This window comes from Pseudidiomarina marina, from assembly GCF_003987045.1.
Taxonomy (GTDB): domain Bacteria; phylum Pseudomonadota; class Gammaproteobacteria; order Enterobacterales; family Alteromonadaceae; genus Pseudidiomarina; species Pseudidiomarina marina.
Genome location: NZ_PIPZ01000001.1, coordinates 633261 through 652642, shown reverse-complemented (window position 1 = coordinate 652642; position 19382 = coordinate 633261). Strand labels below are relative to the sequence as shown.

The window sequence follows — 19382 nt, the reverse complement described above, 5'->3', positions numbered from 1 at the left end:
GGCTTTTTTGTGTATACTTTGCTTTACAGATAGACTAACAAAGCTGCTATTTATGCGTTTGGAAATAACCTGCGATGATCGTCTGGGTATTGCTCAGGACGTGCTACAAATATTGCGTGACCACGAAATAGATTTGCGTGGTATTGAAGTCGATCCGAAGGGCAAAATCTTCCTTAACTTTCCCGAATTGGAATTTAAAGACTTTCAGCATCTGATGCCGGAAATTCGACGCATTCCGAACGTGAAGGACGTTAAAACCATCGCGATTATGCCTTCTGAGCGCGAACATTTCGAATTTAAACTGCTACTTAGTAAGCTTCCAGATCCCATCCTATCGGTTGATAGCCGCGGCATGATCGATATTGCTAACGATGCAGCGCAACAAGTGCTGAGTGACAATCGTACTGAGCTTGTCGGGACGCTCATCGGCCAGTGGTTGAGCGGTTTTGCAGTACAGCGTTGGCTTGAGAAACAACCGACAGAACCAACCGTTCAGCAGATAAGTGCTGGTGGCTCAAAGTACTTTGCCGATCTGCTACCCATTTGGGTTGCCGATGATGCCGGTAAGAACAGTTTTGCTGGCGCGGTGATTACCTGTAAACCACAACCCTTGGTTGAGCAATGGCAACGTGGTGGTAATCATGATGTGTTCAGGCAAATTCTGGGCGAACACACAAGCATGAAGCGCTTAATTAAAGAAGCGGCGCGTATGGCTGAATTGAACGTACCGTTGTTAATTCAAGGTGAAACTGGTGTCGGCAAAGAGTTACTTGCCCGAGCCTGTCATCAAGCGAGTCATCGTGCGGATAAGCCATTTTTAGCCATCAACTGTGCTGCTTTACCCGATAACGTCGCCGAGAGTGAATTATTTGGTCACGGCAAAGGTAGTTTAGGACCGTACACTGAAGCGAAAAAGGGGATTTTTGAACAAGCAAACGGCGGTACCGTGCTACTTGACGCTGTTGGTGAAATGTCGAATGGCTTGCAAGCCAAGTTATTGCGTTTTATCCAAGATGGACGCTTCCGTCGAATCGGTGAAGAGCAAGAGGTGACTGTCGATGTACGGATTATCTGTTCAGCGCAAGACGATCTGATTGAACGCGTTGAAGCGGGCACATTTCGTGAAGACCTATTTTATCGCCTCAATGTATTAACGCTTCAAGTGCCATCGTTGCGTGAGCGCAAATCGGACATCAGCCTGCTAACCGACCATTTTACCGTGCAAGCTTGTCAGCGCTTAGGGCGAAGTTTAGTGATGGTTACCCGCGCCGCGCGTGAGGCGTTGCAACGGTATCAATGGCCGGGTAACGTGCGTCAACTCGAAAACGTGTTGTTCCGTTCTATTTCGATGTCAGAAGGCGATACCCTCGATATCAGTGATATACATCTTCCCGGTGCAGACAGCCTGCAGGAGAATGTGGCAGTCGATCTCGAAGAGGGTAGCTTGGACGAAGCCGTAAAGAAATTTGAGGCGACGATTCTTCGACGGTTATATCCGAGTTATCCGAGTACGAGGCAATTGGCGAAGAAGTTGGGGTTGTCGCATACGGCAGTAGCGAATAAGCTGCGCGACTACGGTATCGGCAAAACCCGCAAACGCTAGGAACGTTACTCGTTACTCGTTATTCGTTATTGGTTATTCGTTATTGGTTATTCGAGAAGACAAAAGCAACAACGTGTTTCGTGGTTCGTGCGCTTTGCTGTTCGTCCGCTTCGCTGTTCGGTAAATCCAAATGCACTCATTTTCGGAATTTCTTTTGCTGCAAGGAACTTGCGTTCTTTGCCTTGACCTTATCTTTAACGAATAACGAATAACGAATAACGAATAACGAATATCGCTGTTGTAGCTTTTTCTTTACAGTGCTTTTGGCTTCTGTAATGAAATCATGACAGCTTAACCCCTACATGCCAGCCTTTCTTGATCTGTATCAATATGTTTACATCTTGCTGTTTTTCTGCGCAGCCACTTGATCACAGTGCTGGGCTGGCGATTCACCACGTCTGTGCGCATAGTAGTATCGATACATTCTTTTTTGTGCGTCATTTTAACCAGAAGAGAACGCACTATTTTCGAATAACGAGGACACTATGACTGATATTAACTACAACCCATTACAAACTGACGGTTTTGAATTCGTTGAATACTCTGCGCCAGATGCAAATGGCATTGCGGCATTAAAAGATTTATTCACCAAGCTTGGTTTTACTGAAGTGGCGAAGCATAAAACGAAAGACGTTTGGTTGTACAAGCAGAACGACATTAATTTCATTGTGAACGCTGAAACCGGCGGGCAAGCTGAAGAGTTCGCGAAAGCTCACGGCCCAAGCGTTTGCGGTATGGCGTGGCGTGTTAAAGATGCACAACATGCATTTGACCATGCTGTTGCCAATGGCGCGAAGCCGTTCCAGCGTCACACCGCCGCAGGTGAAGAAGAGTTTCCTGCAGTGTATGGTATCGGCGAGAGTGTATTGTATTTCGTTGATAAAGATATCTACACCAATGACTTCAACTTCTACGACAACTGGGAAGCGAAGATGAAAGATCACGCTGCCGGATTGTATGAAGTCGATCACTTAACTCATAACGTATTCCGCGGCAATATGGATACTTGGGCTGGTTTTTATGAGCGAATCGGTAACTTCCGCGAAATCCGTTATTTCGATATTGAAGGTAAACTGACCGGCTTGTTGAGCCGTGCGATGACTGCACCATGCGGTAAGATTCGTATTCCAATTAATGAGTCACACGATGATAAATCGCAAATTGAAGAATATTTGCGTGAATACAACGGTGAAGGCATTCAGCACATTGCTTTAACATCCGATAATATTTACAAGACCGTGCGAGATTTGCGAGCGATTGGGATGGACTTCATGCCAACACCGGACACTTACTACGCGAAAATCGATGAGCGTGTTGAAGGCCACGAAGAAAATGTCGATGAATTACGTGAATTGCAGATTTTGATAGATGGTGCGCCGATGAAAGACGGTATTTTGCTCCAAATTTTTACCAAAACCGTGATTGGCCCAGTATTCTTTGAAATTATTCAGCGCAAAGGCAACGAAGGTTTCGGTGAAGGTAACTTCAAAGCGTTGTTTGAATCCATCGAAGAAGATCAAATTCGTCGTGGAGTATTAAGCGATGCGTAAATGGATTAGCTTTCCGAAACAAGTTGGCGTGGCCTCGAAGCAGGCGCACGCTGATTTTCCGGAGCAAGCGATCTTTGAACGCGAAGTAGGGCGTAGTGGTTTTTTTGGTCCCGCAACGCACTTTCATCATCGCCATGCTCCAACGGGTTGGAGTGATTGGGAAGGCGAGTTGCGTCCGCGTAACTTCGACTTTAATAAACTCGATAACGTCGCCACCGAATCACCGTGGCAAGTGCCAATGTTGCTGCATAATGCGCAGTGTAAATTCCGTATTTGGCATTGTCATGAGCGCATGGACTTTTTGGTTCGTAATGCCGATGGCGACGAGCTGCTATTCATTCACGAAGGGCGTGGCGAGCTGTTTTGCGACTATGGTCACATCACGCTCGAGAAAGGTGATTACTTCTCGATTCCGCGTTCGACCTCTTGGCGCATTGAGCCCCTAGAGCCGATGCAGATTGTGATGATTGAGGCGACCAATAGCGCTTATCAGTTACCAGAGAAAGGTCTGGTTGGTAATCATGCAATATTTGATCCGGCATGCCTTGATACACCAGATATCGACGCGGCGTTTAAAGCGCAATACAGCGAAGAGAGCTGGCAGGTTCAAGTGAAGCGTCATGGCAAAATCTCAGTGATTACCTATCCATTTAATCCGCTAGATGCCATTGGCTGGCACGGTGATTTAGCGCCAGTTCGAATTAATTGGCGTGATATTCGTCCGTTGATGAGCCACCGTTATCATTTACCACCGTCAGCGCATACCACATTTGTAGCTGATGGCTTTGTGGTGTGCACATTTGTACCGCGCCCAATTGAGTCTGATCCAGGTGCGTTAAAAGTACCGTTCTACCACAATAACGATGATTACGATGAAGTGTTGTTCTACCATGAAGGTGATTTCTTCAGTCGTGATAACATCGACAAAGGTATGGTAACCTTCCATCCAGCCGGATTTACGCACGGGCCGCATCCGAAGGCATTTCAGGCAGGTTTAGAGTATCGTAAAAAGTTCACCGACGAAGTTGCGGTGATGCTGGATACTCGCAATGCGCTAGAAATGGGCGATGTTTGCGCCAGCGTAGAAAATCCTGATTACGTAAATAGCTGGAAAGCTAAAGACGACAATAAGGCATAACGATTTATGAAGTTTGCAACGTATCGAAATGGAACCCGCGACGGCCAGTTAATGCTGGTTAGTCGCGATTTGAAGAAAGCAGTTGCGGTACCAGCAATTGCTGCCACGTTACAAGAAGTATTAGATGACTGGGATGCGGTTGCGCCGCAGTTAGAAAAAGCCTATCAAGCACTCAACAATGGTGAGATTGCCGACGCTGAAGCGTTTGATGAGAGCTTGTGTGAGTCACCATTGCCACGCGCTTATCAATGGGCAGACGGCAGTGCTTATGTGAATCACGTTGAATTGGTGCGTAAAGCACGCAACGCAGAAATGCCGCCGAGCTTTTGGACCGATCCATTAATGTATCAAGGTGGGTCAGATGACTTCCTTGGGCCAAAAGACGATATTGAAATGGCAGATACGTCATGGGGTATCGATTTTGAAGGCGAAATTGCGGTCATTACTGACGATGTACCAATGGGGGTTGAAGCCGCTGAAGCGGGTCAATATATCCGTTTACTCATGTTAGTGAACGATGTGTCATTGCGCGGCCTCATTCCAAATGAATTAGGTAAAGGCTTTGGTTTCTTTCAGTCAAAACCATCATCAGCATTCTCACCAGTTGCGGTAACGCCAGATGAGTTAGGTGAAAAATGGCGTGACAACAAGGTGCATTTGCCATTGTTGAGCTACTATAACGGGAAGCCTTTTGGTAAACCTAACGCTGGCGAAGACATGACTTTTGATTTCGCACAGCTCGTAGCACATGCTGCGAAGACGCGTCATTTGGGTGCTGGTGCGATTATTGGCTCAGGCACTGTTTCAAATAAGCAAGGCACCGATCACGGAAGTGCTATTGCTGAAGGCGGTGTCGGCTATAGTTGTATTGCTGAAGTTCGGATGATTGAAACCATCCGTGACGGGCAACCGAGCACTGGGTTTATGCAATTTGGTGACACCATCAAAATTGAAATGACAGATGCGCAAGGCCACAGTATTTTTGGCAGCATTGACCAAGAAGTAGTGCAGTATTCGCCATCTGACGAATAATTGCGGAGTTGATTATGGAGCTCTACGGCTACTGGCGTTCAAGCGCCAGTTACCGGGCGCGAATTGCGCTCAACTATAAACAGTTAGACTACAACTACATCCCGGTTCACCTCATTAAAGAGGGTGGCGAGCAACATAAGCAATCGTATCGTCAGCTGAATCCGAATGGGCTAGTACCGACGTTAGTTGATGGTAGCGTGATTTTGCATCAATCACTGGCAATTATGGAGTATTTGGATGAGAAGTATCCAGAGCCTTCATTATTGCCGGGAAATGCACAACGACGCGGCGCCATTCGAGCGCTTTCGTTAGATATCGCCAGTGAATTACAGCCGTTAATTAATTTGCGTGTGCAACAGTATTTGGTGCGTGAACTGGGTGCTGATGACAGTGCGAAGCAAGCCTGGTTGCAGCACTGGTTCCGGCAAAGCTTCACTGCATTTGAACGCAACTTAGAAGAGGTTTCTGGTAAGTATTGCGTCGGTGATGACTTTTCAATGGCCGATATCTGCTTAGTTCCGCAAGTGTATAGCGCTGAGCGGTTTGGTATTCCTCTTGATGAGTATCCGTTGCTGCGTGAAGTCTACGCGCGCCTCGTTGAGCTACCGTGGGTTGCCAAGGCGCATCCGAGTCAGCAGCCGGATGCGGAAAGCTAACCGCAATTACCTTGAACTTCATCGCACAAATTGAATGCCCAGCTCGTAAGTTGCTGGGCATTTTGTTTTAATGAAGCGATTATAAAAATATAGAGTTGTTCAATAAGGCTTGATTAACAAGGACCATAACAATGAAAACAAAAGTTGCAATAGCGATTGCCGCGGCTTTGATGAGTGCTTCGTGCGCAATGACCGAGGCGCCGACAGCACCACAGCAAACAACCCCGCCGACAGTATTAGCGACCGCCGAAAATAATCAGGCTATTGCTGGTCAAGAGTTGACGTTAAAGCAAATCATGTCGGATCAGGACTGGGTGGCGCGTTCGCCAACCAATGCTTATTGGATGCTTGATGGTAGCGGTGTGCTGTATCAACAGAAACGCGAAGGTTCACAACTTAGCGATTGGTATCATCAACCCCTCGATAAAGAAGCACATCAAGTTCCGTTGGATAAATTGCATAACTACGCGTACAACGATGGCATTTACAATGCGGATAAATCGCTGTTGGCGTATACCTTTGAAGGTAATATTTTCGTTCGTGATTTAACCAAGAACGAAACCCGCCAATTGACTCGTGATGAAGCGCGTCAATCGCAATTGGTTTTTCTAACTAACGGGCACTTGGCGTATCGTCAAGAAAATGACTTTTTCAGTGTTGACCCACGTACTGGTCTTACCCAACAAATTGCTTCTTTAGCATTGCGCGATGCACCCAAGGCGAATAGTGAACCGAAAGACTTTATCGCGCGCGAACAACAAGATCTGATTGTATTCGTTCAAGTTGAGCGCAAGAACAAAGCAGATCGTTTTGCGCAACAGCAACAACTGCAAGAAAAAAATGCATCATTGGCACCGCAACCGTTTTATCTGGGTGAGGGCAAACAAATTGTAGCAACCAGTTTGTCTCCAGCTGGCGATAAACTCATTGTTGCGATTAGCGCGCCGCAAAAGTGGCGAGAAGATGGCGATATTATGCCTAATTACGTGACAGAGGACGGCCGTATTGCGGCTGAGCCAGTGCGTTCACGTGTCGCTGACGCTAAGCCAGTTGAGCATGAAATTTTAGTACTTGATTTGAGCTCAGGTGAGCAAACGAAACTGACCTACAACACCTTGCCTGGTTGGGATGAAGATGTACTCGCTGAAGTTCGCCGTGAGAATTATGCGGCCGAGGGTAAAACATATCAATCAGAGAAGAAACCACGTCCAATTACGCTGATGCAGGATTGGGGTTGGCAAAGTGGTGCGATTCGTTGGACCGATGACGGAAAGCAAGCGGCGTTGATGTTAGAGGCGTGGGATAATAAAGATCGATGGATTGCTTCGGTCGATTTTGCTGGAAAGCGTTTCGTTAACCAAGATCGCCTGCACGACGAAGCATGGATTAACTACACCCATAATGAATTCGGCTTCTTACCCAATAGTGACACCTTATGGTTCCAATCGGAGGCCGATGGCTATTCACACTTGTATGTGAAACCTCTGAACGGCAAAACTAAGCAACTCACACAGGGTAAGTATGTTGTTGAAGATCCGACTGTAAGTAGCAATGGTGAATTCATTTACTTCAGTGCCAATAAGCCGCACCCAGGTAATTACGAAATTTACCGTGTGCGTACTGATAATGCTGAACTGGAACAATTGACCGCATTAGGCGGCATTAATAATTATGAATTGAGTCCACAAGAAGATCGTTTATTGATCAAGCATTCAACCGCATTGCAACCAGAGGAACTGTATGTTCAAGCTGTTGGTAGTGATTCGGCGCAACGCCTTACCAACACGGTCACCGAACAATTCATGAGTTTCGACTGGGTGGCGCCGGAAATTGTGCCTGTGCCGTCAAGCCACGTTGCGGATCCTATTTATACTCGTGTTTACTACCCGAAAGATTATGACCCGAATCGTGCCGAGAAATATCCTGCGGTCGTGTTTATTCACGGTGCCGGTTATCTACAAAACGCGCATGCGGGTTGGTCAGGCTATCAGCGTGAGTTCATGTTCCATACGTTCCTGACCCAACAAGGTTATGTTGTTCTGGATTTGGATTACCGCGGCTCAAAAGGCTATGGGCGTGATTGGCGTACGGCAATTTATCGTCAAATGGGTACCCCTGAAGTTGAAGATTTAGTTGATGTTGCGAAGTGGGCGGGAGAAAACGCCAATGTCGATACGAATCGTATGGGTACTTACGGTGGTTCTTACGGTGGTTTCTTGACCTTTATGGCCTTGTTTAAAGAGCCTGGTTTATTTAAAGCTGGCTCGGCATTACGTCCAGTAAGCGATTGGGCGCATTATAATACGGGCTATACGTCAAATATCTTGAATCTGCCAGATGATGATCCAATTGCGTACCGTCGCAGTTCGCCAATTTACTTCACTGAAGGTCTTGAAGATGCCTTGTTGATCAACTCGCCGATGGTTGATGATAATGTATTTTTCCAAGATAGTGTTCGTTTAGTGCAGCGTTTAATCGAACACGAAAAAGAAGACTTTGAGACAGCTATTTTCCCAGTAGAACCGCACGGTTTCCGTCAACCATCAAGCTGGTTGGATGAATATCGTCGGATTTTCAAATTATTCGAAGAGAACCTGAAGTAAATTCAGGTTTCCTCGAAACAGAAGTGAACGTCCATAAAAAATCCCAGCTATGACAGCTGGGATTTTTTTATCCTGCACAAAATGACCGCCTACTATTGGGTTTTGGTCATTTCTGCGTAAGTGACGGAACGTGCTTCGGTGAAACTCGCAGCGCGAGCATCTTTATTGAATGGCAAGCGTACGTCGCCAGATGCAATAGCTAGCGGTGTGAAGCTGTCGCTACGTTCTACGGCACTCGCTTTCGCCATCGGCGCTGTTGTGACGCGTCCACGAACATGTGGCTTCGTTGCCGCTGCAGGTTTCGTTTCAGCTTGCTCTGCGACAGGTTTAGCAACAGGTGACTGCTCTGCTGTTTCAACTTGCTCAGCCGGTTGTTCATCAGTTTTGCTTTCTTCAACGACTGGAACGTTGGTTTCAGTTGAAACCTCTGTTTTAGTTACAACTTCTGTTGTTGCTTCAACTTTTGTGTCAACCGCTTCATTGCTTGCAGGAATATCAACCGGAGCATCTTCTACCTCGGCCGAAGTTGCTGGTACAGAAACCTCTGGCTCGGCTGAGACTTCAGTAGTTTCGGCTTGCTCGACCGGCTTCGCTTCTGCAACCTTAGCGGTAGCTTCAGACGATTGAGATTCAACCACAGGCGTCTCTGCAACGTCTGTCTCTGTAGAATCATTTGTAGCATCTTCGCTTGACACATGGTCTTGTTCTGCTTTGCGACGTTGGCCAGCAGCACGTTGATGACGCGGTGAACGACGGCTACGATTGCGACCACGAGGTGTTGACGTGTCGCTATCGTCGGCGTTGTCGTTGGCTGCATCTGTTTGTACGTCAGTTGTTGCCGGTGCCGACTGAACCGCTTCAGACGCTACCACTTCAACTTGCGGAGCAGTGGCTGCATCCGAAGTCACCTTGGCTTCTGGTGCTGGTTGCTGTTCCGCATGGGGCTGTGGCGCAGTCTCTGGTGCCGCAGCTTGAACTGCTTCAACGTCTTTTTCACTAGCTTTCTCGCCAATTACACGCACCGATTGATCAAGCTTACGACGCTGACGGCGTTGCTTCGGAACCGATTTACGCTCTTCGGTCGCTGCTGGCTCAGTACTTTTCGTTTCAGTCGTTTTGGCCGCAACATTGGTATCTTGCTCAGCGTTTTGCTTGTTACGATTTCGGCCACCACGACGACGTCCACCGCGCTCATTGCGCTGCTCTTTTTGATCGTCCTTATTCGGCTTGTTGTCGCTTGCTTTAGCCGTCTCAGGCGCTGTAGTTTCTTTGTCTTGATCGCGACCGCGACCACGGTTATTACCGCGACGACGATTGTTGCCGCGATTATTACGGCGTTGATTATTGTTGTTACGACGTTGCTGATTCGACTTCTTATTCTTATCAGAATCGCTGCTTTCGTCGCTGCTGAATAGGCCAGCTAACCACTTGCCTAAGCGTGCGAACAAACCGGGGCCTGTATCCGCTTTTGCGGCAGGCTTCGTTGGTGCAGCAGGCGCAGGTGCTGGTGCGGCCGGAGCCTGTAAACCTTTCAATGCTGGCTCTTCAAAACTAGGTTTGTCTTTGTTGAGAACAACTTCAGTACTGGTATCTTCAGGCTTCTCAATTAACGTAAAGCTGTTAGCTTCTTCTAGCTCATCATTACGTAAACGCTTCACATCGAAATGCGGTGTTTCAAGATGTGGGTTCGGAATCACTAAAACTGAGACATCATGACGCTTCTCAATATCGAAAATTGATTGACGCTTTTCGTTCAGCAGATAAGTTGCAACTGTTACTGGGACTTGCGCTTGAACTTGAATGGTATTGTCTTTTAGCGCTTCTTCTTCAATTAGACGCAAAATAGACAATGCCAAAGATTCAGCTGAACGAATGGTACCGTGGCCGCTACAACGCGGGCAGACATGATTTGAAGCTTCACCAAGCGATGGACGTAAACGCTGACGCGACATTTCTAACAAGCCAAAACGTGAAATTCGCGCAACTTGAATGCGCGCACGGTCTTGCTTGAGGCTATCACGTAAACGATTTTCAACTTCACGTTGATGACGAGTAGGGGTCATATCGATAAAGTCGATAACGACCAAGCCGCCCACATCACGTAGACGCAATTGACGGGCAATTTCTTCAGCTGCTTCTAAATTCGTTTGAAACGCAGTTTCTTCAATATCGCCACCCTTGGTAGCCCGGGCCGAGTTGATATCGATTGACGTTAATGCTTCGGTTGGGTCAATAACAATGGAGCCGCCTGAAGGCAAACGAACTTCTCGTTGAAATGCTGATTCAATTTGGCTTTCAATTTGGTAATGATTAAAGAGCGGTACATCGCCTTGGTAAATTTTCACCCGATTGACGAAATCAGGGCGAATTAAGGTAACGTGATCACGAACTTGCTCGAACACCTTCTGGTTATCAATAAGCACTTCGCCAATATCACGGCGTAGGTAATCACGAATAGCGCGAAAAACGACGTTACTTTCTTGGTGAATCAAAAATGGCGCAGGGCGCGAGCTTGCTGCTTTCTCGATGGCATCCCAGTGATGTAAAAGAACATTTAAGTCCCACTCAAGTTCTTCTTGCGATTTACCAACGCCAGCGGTGCGCACAATCAAGCCCATGCTGCTTGGTAAGTTCAATGCGTCGAGTGTCGCTTTTAATTCACTGCGCTCATCACCTTCAATACGGCGGGAAATACCACCGGCACGAGGGTTGTTTGGCATTAAAACTAAGTAACTGCCGGCGAGTGAGATAAAGGTCGTTAATGCCGCGCCTTTTTGGCCACGTTCTTCTTTATCAATTTGAACGATAACTTCCTGGCCTTCAGAGATAACATCTTTGATATTTGGCCGACCGGAAAACGAATAACCGTCAGGGAAGTAGGTTTTAGCAATTTCTTTTAGGGGCAGAAAGCCATGGCGTTCGGCGCCGTAATCAACAAATGCGGCTTCTAAGCTAGGTTCGATGCGGGTAATTTTACCCTTATAAATATTGGCTTTTTTCTGTTCATGACCTGGGCTTTCAATATCCAGATCATATAGACGCTGGCCATCGACCAGCGCAACGCGCAATTCCTCTTGCTGCGTTGCATTAATTAACATTCTTTTCATTAGTTGTAGCTCGTTATGTCAGGCTACAACACAGTACGACAGGCGTTCGCCATCGCTATTTCGAGATTGAATTGTTTTCTATTAGGGTTACTAACTAACACCTAACATCCCCCGTTTTACTACTTGGTATAAACGTGAGACTTGCAATTTGTTACCAAGCCGAAATGCGCTTGTAAAGGCCATACTGCGTTGCAGCATTGGTTCTTCAATTTGGTTTGATTTATAAAAGGCGGTGCACTCAATCAATCTTCAAAACACAATTCGGTGAAGATGAGCCAACGATATTCCGTGCCATCAACTTCTCGATGCCGTTCTAAGTGAACCAGCTGTCGTAAGCTGAGGTGGATGAATTGGCAGTGATGCTTTCCGCTCAAACCACGCGTTAAATTTTTCTCTGTTCTTGCATCATAGCGGGCTTTTATCAGCTGCGCATGATGTACCGCTCTCTGTTAAACCGGTGCGGATTTTTCCGGTTCCTGATTATCCCACGAAAATCGTTGTAAATACAAGATGAACATTGTCAAGAGCTCATGCTAAAATCCGCGCCCTATGAGCGAACAAACAACAATTTCACAAGGTGTGCGTTTTCAAACCGTTGAATCGGGTTATCAAGATCAACGCATCGACAATTATTTACTTGCGCAGTTAAAAGGCGTACCCAAGTCTTTGGTGTACCGCATTCTGCGTAAAGGTGAGGTGCGGGTAAATAAAAAACGCGTCAAGCCGGAGTATAAGCTTCAAGTGGGCGATGTGATTCGCATTCCGCCAGTACGCGTGGCCGAGTCGAATCCGTTACCATCGGCCAATCTAGATCAAGTGCAAGCCTTGCAACATCAAATTCTATACGAAGACGACGTATTGATGGTGATGAATAAGCCGGCTGGGTTAGCGGTTCATGGTGGTTCAGGTTTGCAGTTTGGCTTAATCGAAAGCTTGCGCGCACTGCGCCCCGATGCGAAACAAATGGAACTTGTTCATCGACTAGACCGCGAAACGAGCGGCTGTATTCTGATTGCAAAACGCCGCTCAGCGTTGCGAAGCCTGCACGAGCAGTTACGCAACAAAACCATGGATAAGCAATATCTTGCTTTGGTGCGTGGGCATTGGCAAAAGCACGTGAAATTTATTGCCGCACCATTATTGAAGAATACGTTAAAGTCAGGTGAGCGCGTCGTTCGTGTCGATGCCGAGGGTAAGCCGTCAGAAACACGCTTTCGCATTGTTGAACAATTTACACAGTGCACCTTAGTAGAGGCGTCGCCGATTACCGGACGCACGCATCAAATTCGAGTACACGCTTTGCATGCTGGGCACCCAATTGCCTGTGATCCGAAATATGGCGATAGCGAATTTGACCAAGCCATGCAGCAAGTAGGACTGAATCGCTTATTTCTGCATGCTCACAAATTGACGTTCAAACATCCGCAAACGGGTAAAGAAGTTACGGTTAATGCGCCATTAGATGAAACGCTGCGACGCACATTAAAACAATTAGGTGGCCATAAATTTATATGAAGTATCCTCTGGTAATTTTTGACTGGGATGGCACCTTGATGGATTCGGTGGGGCGTATTGTCTCGTCGATGCAGCGCACGGCAGCTATCTTAAAATTGCCTGAACCGACGGTAACAGCGGTCCGTGAAATTATCGGGATTAGCCTAGAACCGGCGATTGAAACGTTGTTTGGCCGATTGTCGGCTTCGCAATTCGAACAGTTTATGACGGTTTATCGCCAGCAATACGTACACGATGATATTACGCCATCACCGCTATTCACTGGCGCTCGCGACACATTGGAAACGTTGCGTGAGCGAGGCTACACGTTGGCGGTAGCAACCGGTAAAGCGCGTCATGGTTTAGAACGTGTATGGGAAGAGGCTGATATTCGTCATCTGTTTCATACGTCACGCTGTGCTGATGAAACCGCATCAAAACCGAATCCCAAAATGCTATTGGATATTCTCGCCGAAACAGGATTCCGGACTGATCAAGCGGTTATGATAGGTGATTCAGTGCATGATATGCGCATGGCAGAAAATGCGCAGATGGCGCGTATAGGTGTGAGCTTTGGCGCCCATGACGCAAAGCGTCTGCAAAATCATCAGCCATTAGCTATCATTGACCAGCTGAGTGAACTGAACGACCACGTTTAAACTCAGTAATAACGAACACAAAACTTAATGAGTAACGTCATGATTGCATCGATCGTATTAGCATCGACATCGCCATTTCGTCGCGAGCTACTGAAGAAAGTGGTGAAAAACTTTACTGTCGCAGCACCGCTTGTCGATGAAACTCCGCAGCAACAAGAAGCGCCAGAACATCTGGTTGAGCGCTTAGCTATCGCGAAAGCGAAAGCGCTCGCCGCTGACTATCCTGCGCATGTACTAATTGGCTCCGATCAAGTTGCAGTGGTTGATGGTAAGATTCTAGGCAAGCCGGGTACGAGCGAGAATGCGGTAAAACAATTGCAGATGATGCGCGGCAAAACCGTGACGTTTTTAACTGGTTTAGCTGTTTACGATAGTGCGGAGCAGCGGCTACAGTCAGCAGTTGAGCCTTTTCATGTCACCTTTCGCGATATATCCGATGCTGAAATAGCGGCCTATGTGCAGCGTGAACAACCTCTGAATTGCGCCGGTAGCTTTAAAAGTGAAGCGCTAGGTATCAGTTTATTTTCGCGTTTGCATGGCGATGATCCAAACACATTGGTTGGCTTGCCGTTAATTCGCTTACTCGCAATGTTACGCGAGTGGGGAATTAATCCGTTAGTTGACGAAAACAGCGAGCAAAGCCAATAAAACCACTTGTGTTCAGCCGTTTAATCCTTTAACATTCGCGCCCTATGCAGAAGGTTCGAGTACCGATTACGGTAGATCCGGTTAAAAGTGCCGGCAAACAATTGACTTATATCGGAATCGTTCCGGGGAAGTCGCTTGTTCGTTTACAAGAGTTGTTGGTGGAAGCCTGCCCTGATATTGATGTATCACTTAATTTTGATATCGACGAGCAGGGCATTAAACGCATTCGCGGTGAGGCACAAGTTACTGTGCAAGCACGTTGCGAACGCTGTGGTGACCCAATGACGGTGCCGTTGCAGAGCACATTTATATATGCTCCGCTAACACGGCGGCAAACGGCCACCGATATGCCAGAGGAATACGAACCGATTGAACTGGATGAACTCGGTGAAGTTAATCTGCATGAACTTGTTGAAGATGAGCTGATATTGGCAATGCCTGTGGTGGTAAAACACGACGAGCGCGAATGTCGGGTAGATAGTAATGCAATGAAATGGGGAGTCATTGATGACTCGCCGGAAGCAAAGGATAATCCTTTTGCGGTGTTGCAAGAATTAAAGCGTAAATAAACTTAGGAGATAGCGTAAAATGGCTGTACAACAGAATCGGAAAAGTCGTTCGAAGCGCGACATGCGTCGTTCTCACGATGCACTGAGCGGCCCTACACTGTCGGTTGATTCTACCTCTGGTGAAACGCATCGTCGTCACCATGTAACAGCTGATGGTTTTTATAAAGGCCGTAAAGTAGTTAACAAGTAACCAGAATTGGAAAGTGAGGCAATGGCCACACTGACAACACTGGCACTTGATGCAATGGGGGGCGATCATGGCCCCTCAATTGTTATAGACGCCCTGCAAAGGGCGTTAGATGCATTTCCTGACGTTCATTTTTTGGTCGTCGGCGACGAAGACGAACTCCTTCCATTACTTACTCAAGCTAAGTTAGCGACTCATTCGCGGGTGACGTTGAAGCACGCGAGTCAAACTGTGACCATGACCGATAAGCCCGGTTATTCACTACGAGCGAAACCTGATTCATCAATGCGTGTTGCCTTAGAACTTGTTGCTGCCGAAGACGCTGCAGCCTGTGTTAGCGCAGGTAATACCGGCGCGTTGATGACAAAAGCGTATTTCACCTTAAAAACCTTACCCGGTGTATTGCGACCCGCACTCATGTCTGCGATACCGCAACAGCAGGGCGGTTCAGCGTTTGTGCTTGATTTAGGAGCGAACCCAGTTTGCGATTCCGATACGCTATTCCAATTTGGCGTGATGGGCTCGGTTGCAGCTCAAGAAGTACTGGGCATTGCCAAACCGCGAGTCGCATTGCTGAACATGGGTGAGGAAGAAATTAAAGGAAATGATGTGGTGAAAGCCACTGCTGCCTTGCTGCAACAATCGCACCATATTAATTATATTGGTTTTATTGAAGGCGATGATTTATTCGCTGGAAAAGCAGATGTGATTGTGTGTGATGGCTTTGTCGGCAATATCGCATTGAAAAGCTGTGAAGGTTTAGCTGAACTTTTATTGAACAATATCAAAGCAAATATTCATGCCCATTGGTTAACCCGGTGGTTCGTGAAACTCTTCTATCAACGTTTACAACGCTCATGGGATTGGTTGAAGCCCGACCACTACAATGGCGCGAGTTTGATAGGATTGCGTGGAGTGGTTATAAAAAGCCATGGTGATGCTAATGCGCGCGCATTCTATAGTGCCATTGAGCAAGCCGTGGAAGAAACTCAACGCGATCTACCAACACGAATTCGTGATCGAGTAGAACAAGTTCTGTTAGAGCAGGAATAAACGTTATTATGCCATCAGTAATCGCAGGAACTGGCCATTATTTACCGGCCCAGCGCCTGACCAACACTATGCTAGAACAGCGTGTGGATACAAGCCATGACTGGATTGTTGAACGCACCGGAATTCATGAGCGCCGTATTGCCGAGCCAGCTGAAAGTGCCGTAACGATGGGCGCTGCAGCTGCACGTCAAGCGTTACAAGCGGCAGGTATTAACGCCGATGATCTCGATTTGATTATTGTGGCGACCACGTCGGGTGAGCGCGCTTTCCCAAGCGTTGCTTGCGAAATTCAAGCGGCTCTTACCGAAAATAATATTCCAGCATTTGACGTTGCAGCGGCCTGTTCAGGTTTTATCTTTGCTTTGAGTGTGGCGGATCAATACATTCGCAGTGGCATGTATGAAAAAGTATTAGTGGTCGGCTCAGATGTTTTATCGCGGTTGTGTCATCCTGACGACCGCAATACACTGGTACTATTTGGTGATGGCGCTGGTGCCGTCGTACTTGAAGCAAGTGATCGCGCCGGTATTATGTCCACGCACTTGAACAGTGCCGGCGAGTTTGCTGATCTTTTAGGCGTGAACCATTTGTCGCGTACCTCACCTGAGCAATTGGGTGAAGCCTGGATGTATATGAAAGGCAACGAGGTATTTAAAGTTGCGGTAAGTAAGCTGAGTGAATTGGTGGTTGATACCTTAGCCGCCAATAATATGCAGGCGTCGGATCTCGATTGGTTAGTGCCACATCAAGCGAATTTGCGCATTATTAAAGCAACTGCAAAGAAGCTGAAAATGCCAATGGAACAAGTGATTACGACGTTAGAATATACTGGCAACACGTCGGCAGCTTCGGTTCCGATTGCACTCGATGTTGCCATTCGTGATGGTCGAATTCAGCGCGGTCAGAAATTATTATTAGAAGCCTTTGGCGGCGGATTCGCCTGGGGTTCAGCATTGATTGATTATTAATAAGGAAGCATTCATGCGAGCTTATGTTTTTCCGGGGCAAGGTTCACAAGCCGTTGGTATGTTAGCGGATGTCGCGACGCAGTATCCTGTCGTCGAAGAGACATTTGCCCAAGCTAGCGCGGTTCTCGGTTACGATTTGTGGAAGTTGGTGCAAGCTGGACCGGCAGAGCAACTCAACGAAACGCAGCGCACGCAACCGGCGCTGTTAGCCGCCAGTGTGGCGTTGTACCGCGTGTTAGAGCAGGCAGGTGTGCCAGCGCCAGAAATGATGGCTGGGCACAGCTTAGGGGAATATTCCGCATTGGTTTGTGCTGGTGCCTTAGCTTTTGAAGATGCGATTGTGCTAGTCGCTAAACGCGGCGAATTTATGCAAAGCGCGGTACCTGCCGGTATTGGTGCGATGGCCGCAATTATCGGCTTAGAGGATAAGTTAGTTGAACAGGCGTGTGCGGAGGTTGCGGGTGATGAAGTGGTGTCGGCGGTTAATTATAATTCGCCAGGCCAAGTGGTGATTGCCGGTCATAAAGCCGCCGTCGAACGCGCAGGAGAAGCTTGTATTAAAGCGGGGGCGAAACGTGCGCTACCGTTACCGGTGAGTGTACCATCGCATTGTTCGTTGATGCAGCCTGCTGCTGAGCAACTTGCGGTTGAGCTCGGTAAACTAACAGTGAAGACCCCTCAAGTGCCGGTGGTCAACAATGTTGATGTATCTGCGCCACGTGAAGCTGATGAAATTCGTGATGCGTTAGTTCGCCAATTGTATTCGCCAGTACGCTGGACCGAGACGATCCAATATCTCGCCGAGCAGGGTGTGACTGAAATTTACGAGATTGGTCCAGGTAAAGTATTAACTGGCTTAACCAAACGCATCGATAAATCGATTCAAGGCGACGCCGTAAATACGGTCGACGCTATTGCAGCAAGGAAATAATATGACTGATTTAATGAATCTTGATGGCCAAGTGGCCTTGGTTACAGGTGCTAGCCGAGGTATTGGTAAAGCGATTGCGCAGCAACTTGCAGCCCGCGGCGTAAAAGTTGTTGGTACAGCAACGACCGAGAGTGGCGCGAAAGCGATTAGCGATTATTTAGGTGCTGATGGTGAAGGCGTTGCATTGAATGTGACCGATGAAGCTAGCGTTGCGGCGGTGCTAAAACATATTGACGACACTTATGGTCAGCTCGATATTTTGGTAAATAACGCGGGTATTACCCGTGATAACTTACTGATGCGTATGAAAGACGATGAATGGGATAGTGTCATGGACACTAACTTGAAATCGGTCTACCGCTTGAGTAAAGGCGTGATGCGCGGCATGATGAAACGTCGCCAAGGCCGTATCATTAATATTTCATCGGTGGTGGGAACTACCGGAAACCCAGGGCAGACTAATTACTGTGCTGCAAAAGCTGGGTTGGCTGGTTTTACCAAAGCATTAGCAAAAGAAATTGCGGCGCGCGGTATTACCGTGAACTGCGTAGCGCCAGGTTTTATCGATACGGATATGACAAAGGCGTTGACAGACGATCAGAAACAAGCGATTTTTGCCAATATTCCGGCAGCGCGCTTAGGACAACCTGATGAAATTGCAGCTGCTGTGGTGTTTTTAGCATCGCCAGGCGCTGCGTATATTACGGGTGAGACCATTCACGTTAATGGCGGAATGGCCATGGTGTAAATGAATTCGACGGCAATTTTTGCTTCGGCAAACAAGCCAAGGGGTATGACCTGTCAAGGTTGGACCATTTTTTGCTTTATTATTGCCGTCGCATTCACTACACTAAGCCCAATTTTGAACTCATGACCTAAAATCAAGGGACATATATACAATGAGCACTATTGAAGAACGCGTTAAAAAAATCATCGTTGAACAACTAGGTGTTAAAGAAGAAGAAGTAAAACCAGAAGCTTCTTTCGAAAATGACCTAGGTGCAGATTCATTAGACATCGTAGAGTTAGTAATGGCTCTCGAAGAAGAATTTGAAACTGAAATTCCAGATGAAGAAGCTGAGAAGATCAGAACTGTTGAAGCTGCGATTGAGTATGTAAAAAGCCACTCAAACGACTAAGCAGATATAGCGAGAAGGGCGGAATGAGAATTCCGCCTTTTTTGT

Annotated in this window: 17 protein-coding genes; 16 read left to right on the top strand and 1 reads right to left on the bottom strand. The window is 47.2% G+C overall.

Features of this window, described 5'->3' with window-relative positions:
* Nucleotides 1–52: 52 nt before the first annotated feature.
* The 6 genes from tyrR (at nucleotide 53) to CWI76_RS03045 (ending at nucleotide 8582) form a co-directional block, all read left to right on the top strand.
* Complete coding sequence (gene tyrR / locus CWI76_RS03070; RefSeq protein WP_126758889.1) at nucleotides 53–1603, top strand: transcriptional regulator TyrR; 1551 nt, start codon at nucleotides 53–55, stop codon at nucleotides 1601–1603.
* 485 nt (nucleotides 1604–2088) lie between these two features.
* A complete protein-coding gene (gene hppD / locus CWI76_RS03065) occupies nucleotides 2089–3153 on the top strand; it encodes a 4-hydroxyphenylpyruvate dioxygenase (protein WP_126758888.1) in 1065 nt (354 codons plus the stop codon).
* Entirely contained in the window at nucleotides 3146–4291 is a 1146-nt protein-coding gene (locus tag CWI76_RS03060; RefSeq protein ID WP_126758887.1) for a homogentisate 1,2-dioxygenase, read from the top strand. Before hppD ends, CWI76_RS03060 begins: the two co-directional genes overlap by 8 nt.
* A gap of 6 nt (nucleotides 4292–4297) precedes the next feature.
* Nucleotides 4298–5323 (top strand): fumarylacetoacetate hydrolase family protein, encoded by a 1026-nt coding sequence (locus CWI76_RS03055; protein WP_126758886.1) that lies wholly within the window; start codon nucleotides 4298–4300, stop codon nucleotides 5321–5323.
* Nucleotides 5324–5337: 14 nt separating this feature from the next.
* Complete coding sequence (maiA, locus tag CWI76_RS03050; RefSeq protein WP_126758885.1) at nucleotides 5338–5979, top strand: maleylacetoacetate isomerase; 642 nt, start codon at nucleotides 5338–5340, stop codon at nucleotides 5977–5979.
* A gap of 131 nt (nucleotides 5980–6110) precedes the next feature.
* The gene (locus CWI76_RS03045) at nucleotides 6111–8582 is read left to right on the top strand and encodes a S9 family peptidase (protein WP_126758884.1); all 2472 of its coding nucleotides are present in this window, start codon (nucleotides 6111–6113) and stop codon (nucleotides 8580–8582) included.
* 92 nt (nucleotides 8583–8674) lie between these two features.
* Here the strand turns inward: CWI76_RS03045 and rne are convergent, their stop codons facing one another.
* Nucleotides 8675–11689 (bottom strand): ribonuclease E, encoded by a 3015-nt coding sequence (gene rne / locus CWI76_RS03040; protein ID WP_126758883.1) that lies wholly within the window; start codon nucleotides 11687–11689, stop codon nucleotides 8675–8677.
* A 549-nt stretch (nucleotides 11690–12238) separates the two neighbouring features.
* Here rne and rluC point away from each other — a divergent pair.
* The 10 genes from rluC to acpP all read left to right on the top strand — a co-directional run bounded on the left by rluC (nucleotide 12239) and on the right by acpP (nucleotide 19337).
* Complete coding sequence (gene rluC / locus CWI76_RS03035) at nucleotides 12239–13204, top strand: 23S rRNA pseudouridine(955/2504/2580) synthase RluC (RefSeq protein ID WP_126758882.1); 966 nt, start codon at nucleotides 12239–12241, stop codon at nucleotides 13202–13204.
* On the top strand, nucleotides 13201–13842 hold the full coding sequence (locus tag CWI76_RS03030; protein WP_126758881.1) for an HAD family hydrolase: 642 nt from the start codon (nucleotides 13201–13203) through the stop codon (nucleotides 13840–13842). The genes rluC and CWI76_RS03030 overlap by 4 nt, the downstream gene beginning before the upstream one ends.
* A 39-nt stretch (nucleotides 13843–13881) precedes the next feature.
* The gene (locus CWI76_RS03025; RefSeq protein ID WP_198678549.1) at nucleotides 13882–14490 is read left to right on the top strand and encodes a Maf family protein; all 609 of its coding nucleotides are present in this window, start codon (nucleotides 13882–13884) and stop codon (nucleotides 14488–14490) included.
* A gap of 44 nt (nucleotides 14491–14534) precedes the next feature.
* Complete coding sequence (gene yceD / locus CWI76_RS03020) at nucleotides 14535–15059, top strand: 23S rRNA accumulation protein YceD (RefSeq protein WP_126758880.1); 525 nt, start codon at nucleotides 14535–14537, stop codon at nucleotides 15057–15059.
* 19 nt (nucleotides 15060–15078) lie between these two features.
* Nucleotides 15079–15249, top strand: coding sequence for a 50S ribosomal protein L32 (rpmF, locus tag CWI76_RS03015; RefSeq protein ID WP_034729259.1), 171 nt, complete (start codon nucleotides 15079–15081; stop codon nucleotides 15247–15249).
* Nucleotides 15250–15270: 21 nt separating this feature from the next.
* Nucleotides 15271–16299: a phosphate acyltransferase PlsX gene (plsX, locus tag CWI76_RS03010; protein WP_126758879.1), complete on the top strand. Its 1029-nt coding sequence runs from the start codon at nucleotides 15271–15273 to the stop codon at nucleotides 16297–16299.
* A gap of 8 nt (nucleotides 16300–16307) precedes the next feature.
* Nucleotides 16308–17267, top strand: coding sequence for a beta-ketoacyl-ACP synthase III (locus tag CWI76_RS03005; RefSeq protein WP_126758878.1), 960 nt, complete (start codon nucleotides 16308–16310; stop codon nucleotides 17265–17267).
* 13 nt (nucleotides 17268–17280) lie between these two features.
* Complete coding sequence (fabD, locus tag CWI76_RS03000; protein ID WP_126758877.1) at nucleotides 17281–18198, top strand: ACP S-malonyltransferase; 918 nt, start codon at nucleotides 17281–17283, stop codon at nucleotides 18196–18198.
* Nucleotide 18199: 1 nt separating this feature from the next.
* Complete coding sequence (gene fabG, locus CWI76_RS02995) at nucleotides 18200–18946, top strand: 3-oxoacyl-ACP reductase FabG (protein WP_126758876.1); 747 nt, start codon at nucleotides 18200–18202, stop codon at nucleotides 18944–18946.
* 151 nt (nucleotides 18947–19097) lie between these two features.
* Entirely contained in the window at nucleotides 19098–19337 is a 240-nt protein-coding gene (gene acpP / locus CWI76_RS02990; RefSeq protein ID WP_126758875.1) for an acyl carrier protein, read from the top strand.
* Nucleotides 19338–19382 lie beyond the last annotated feature (45 nt).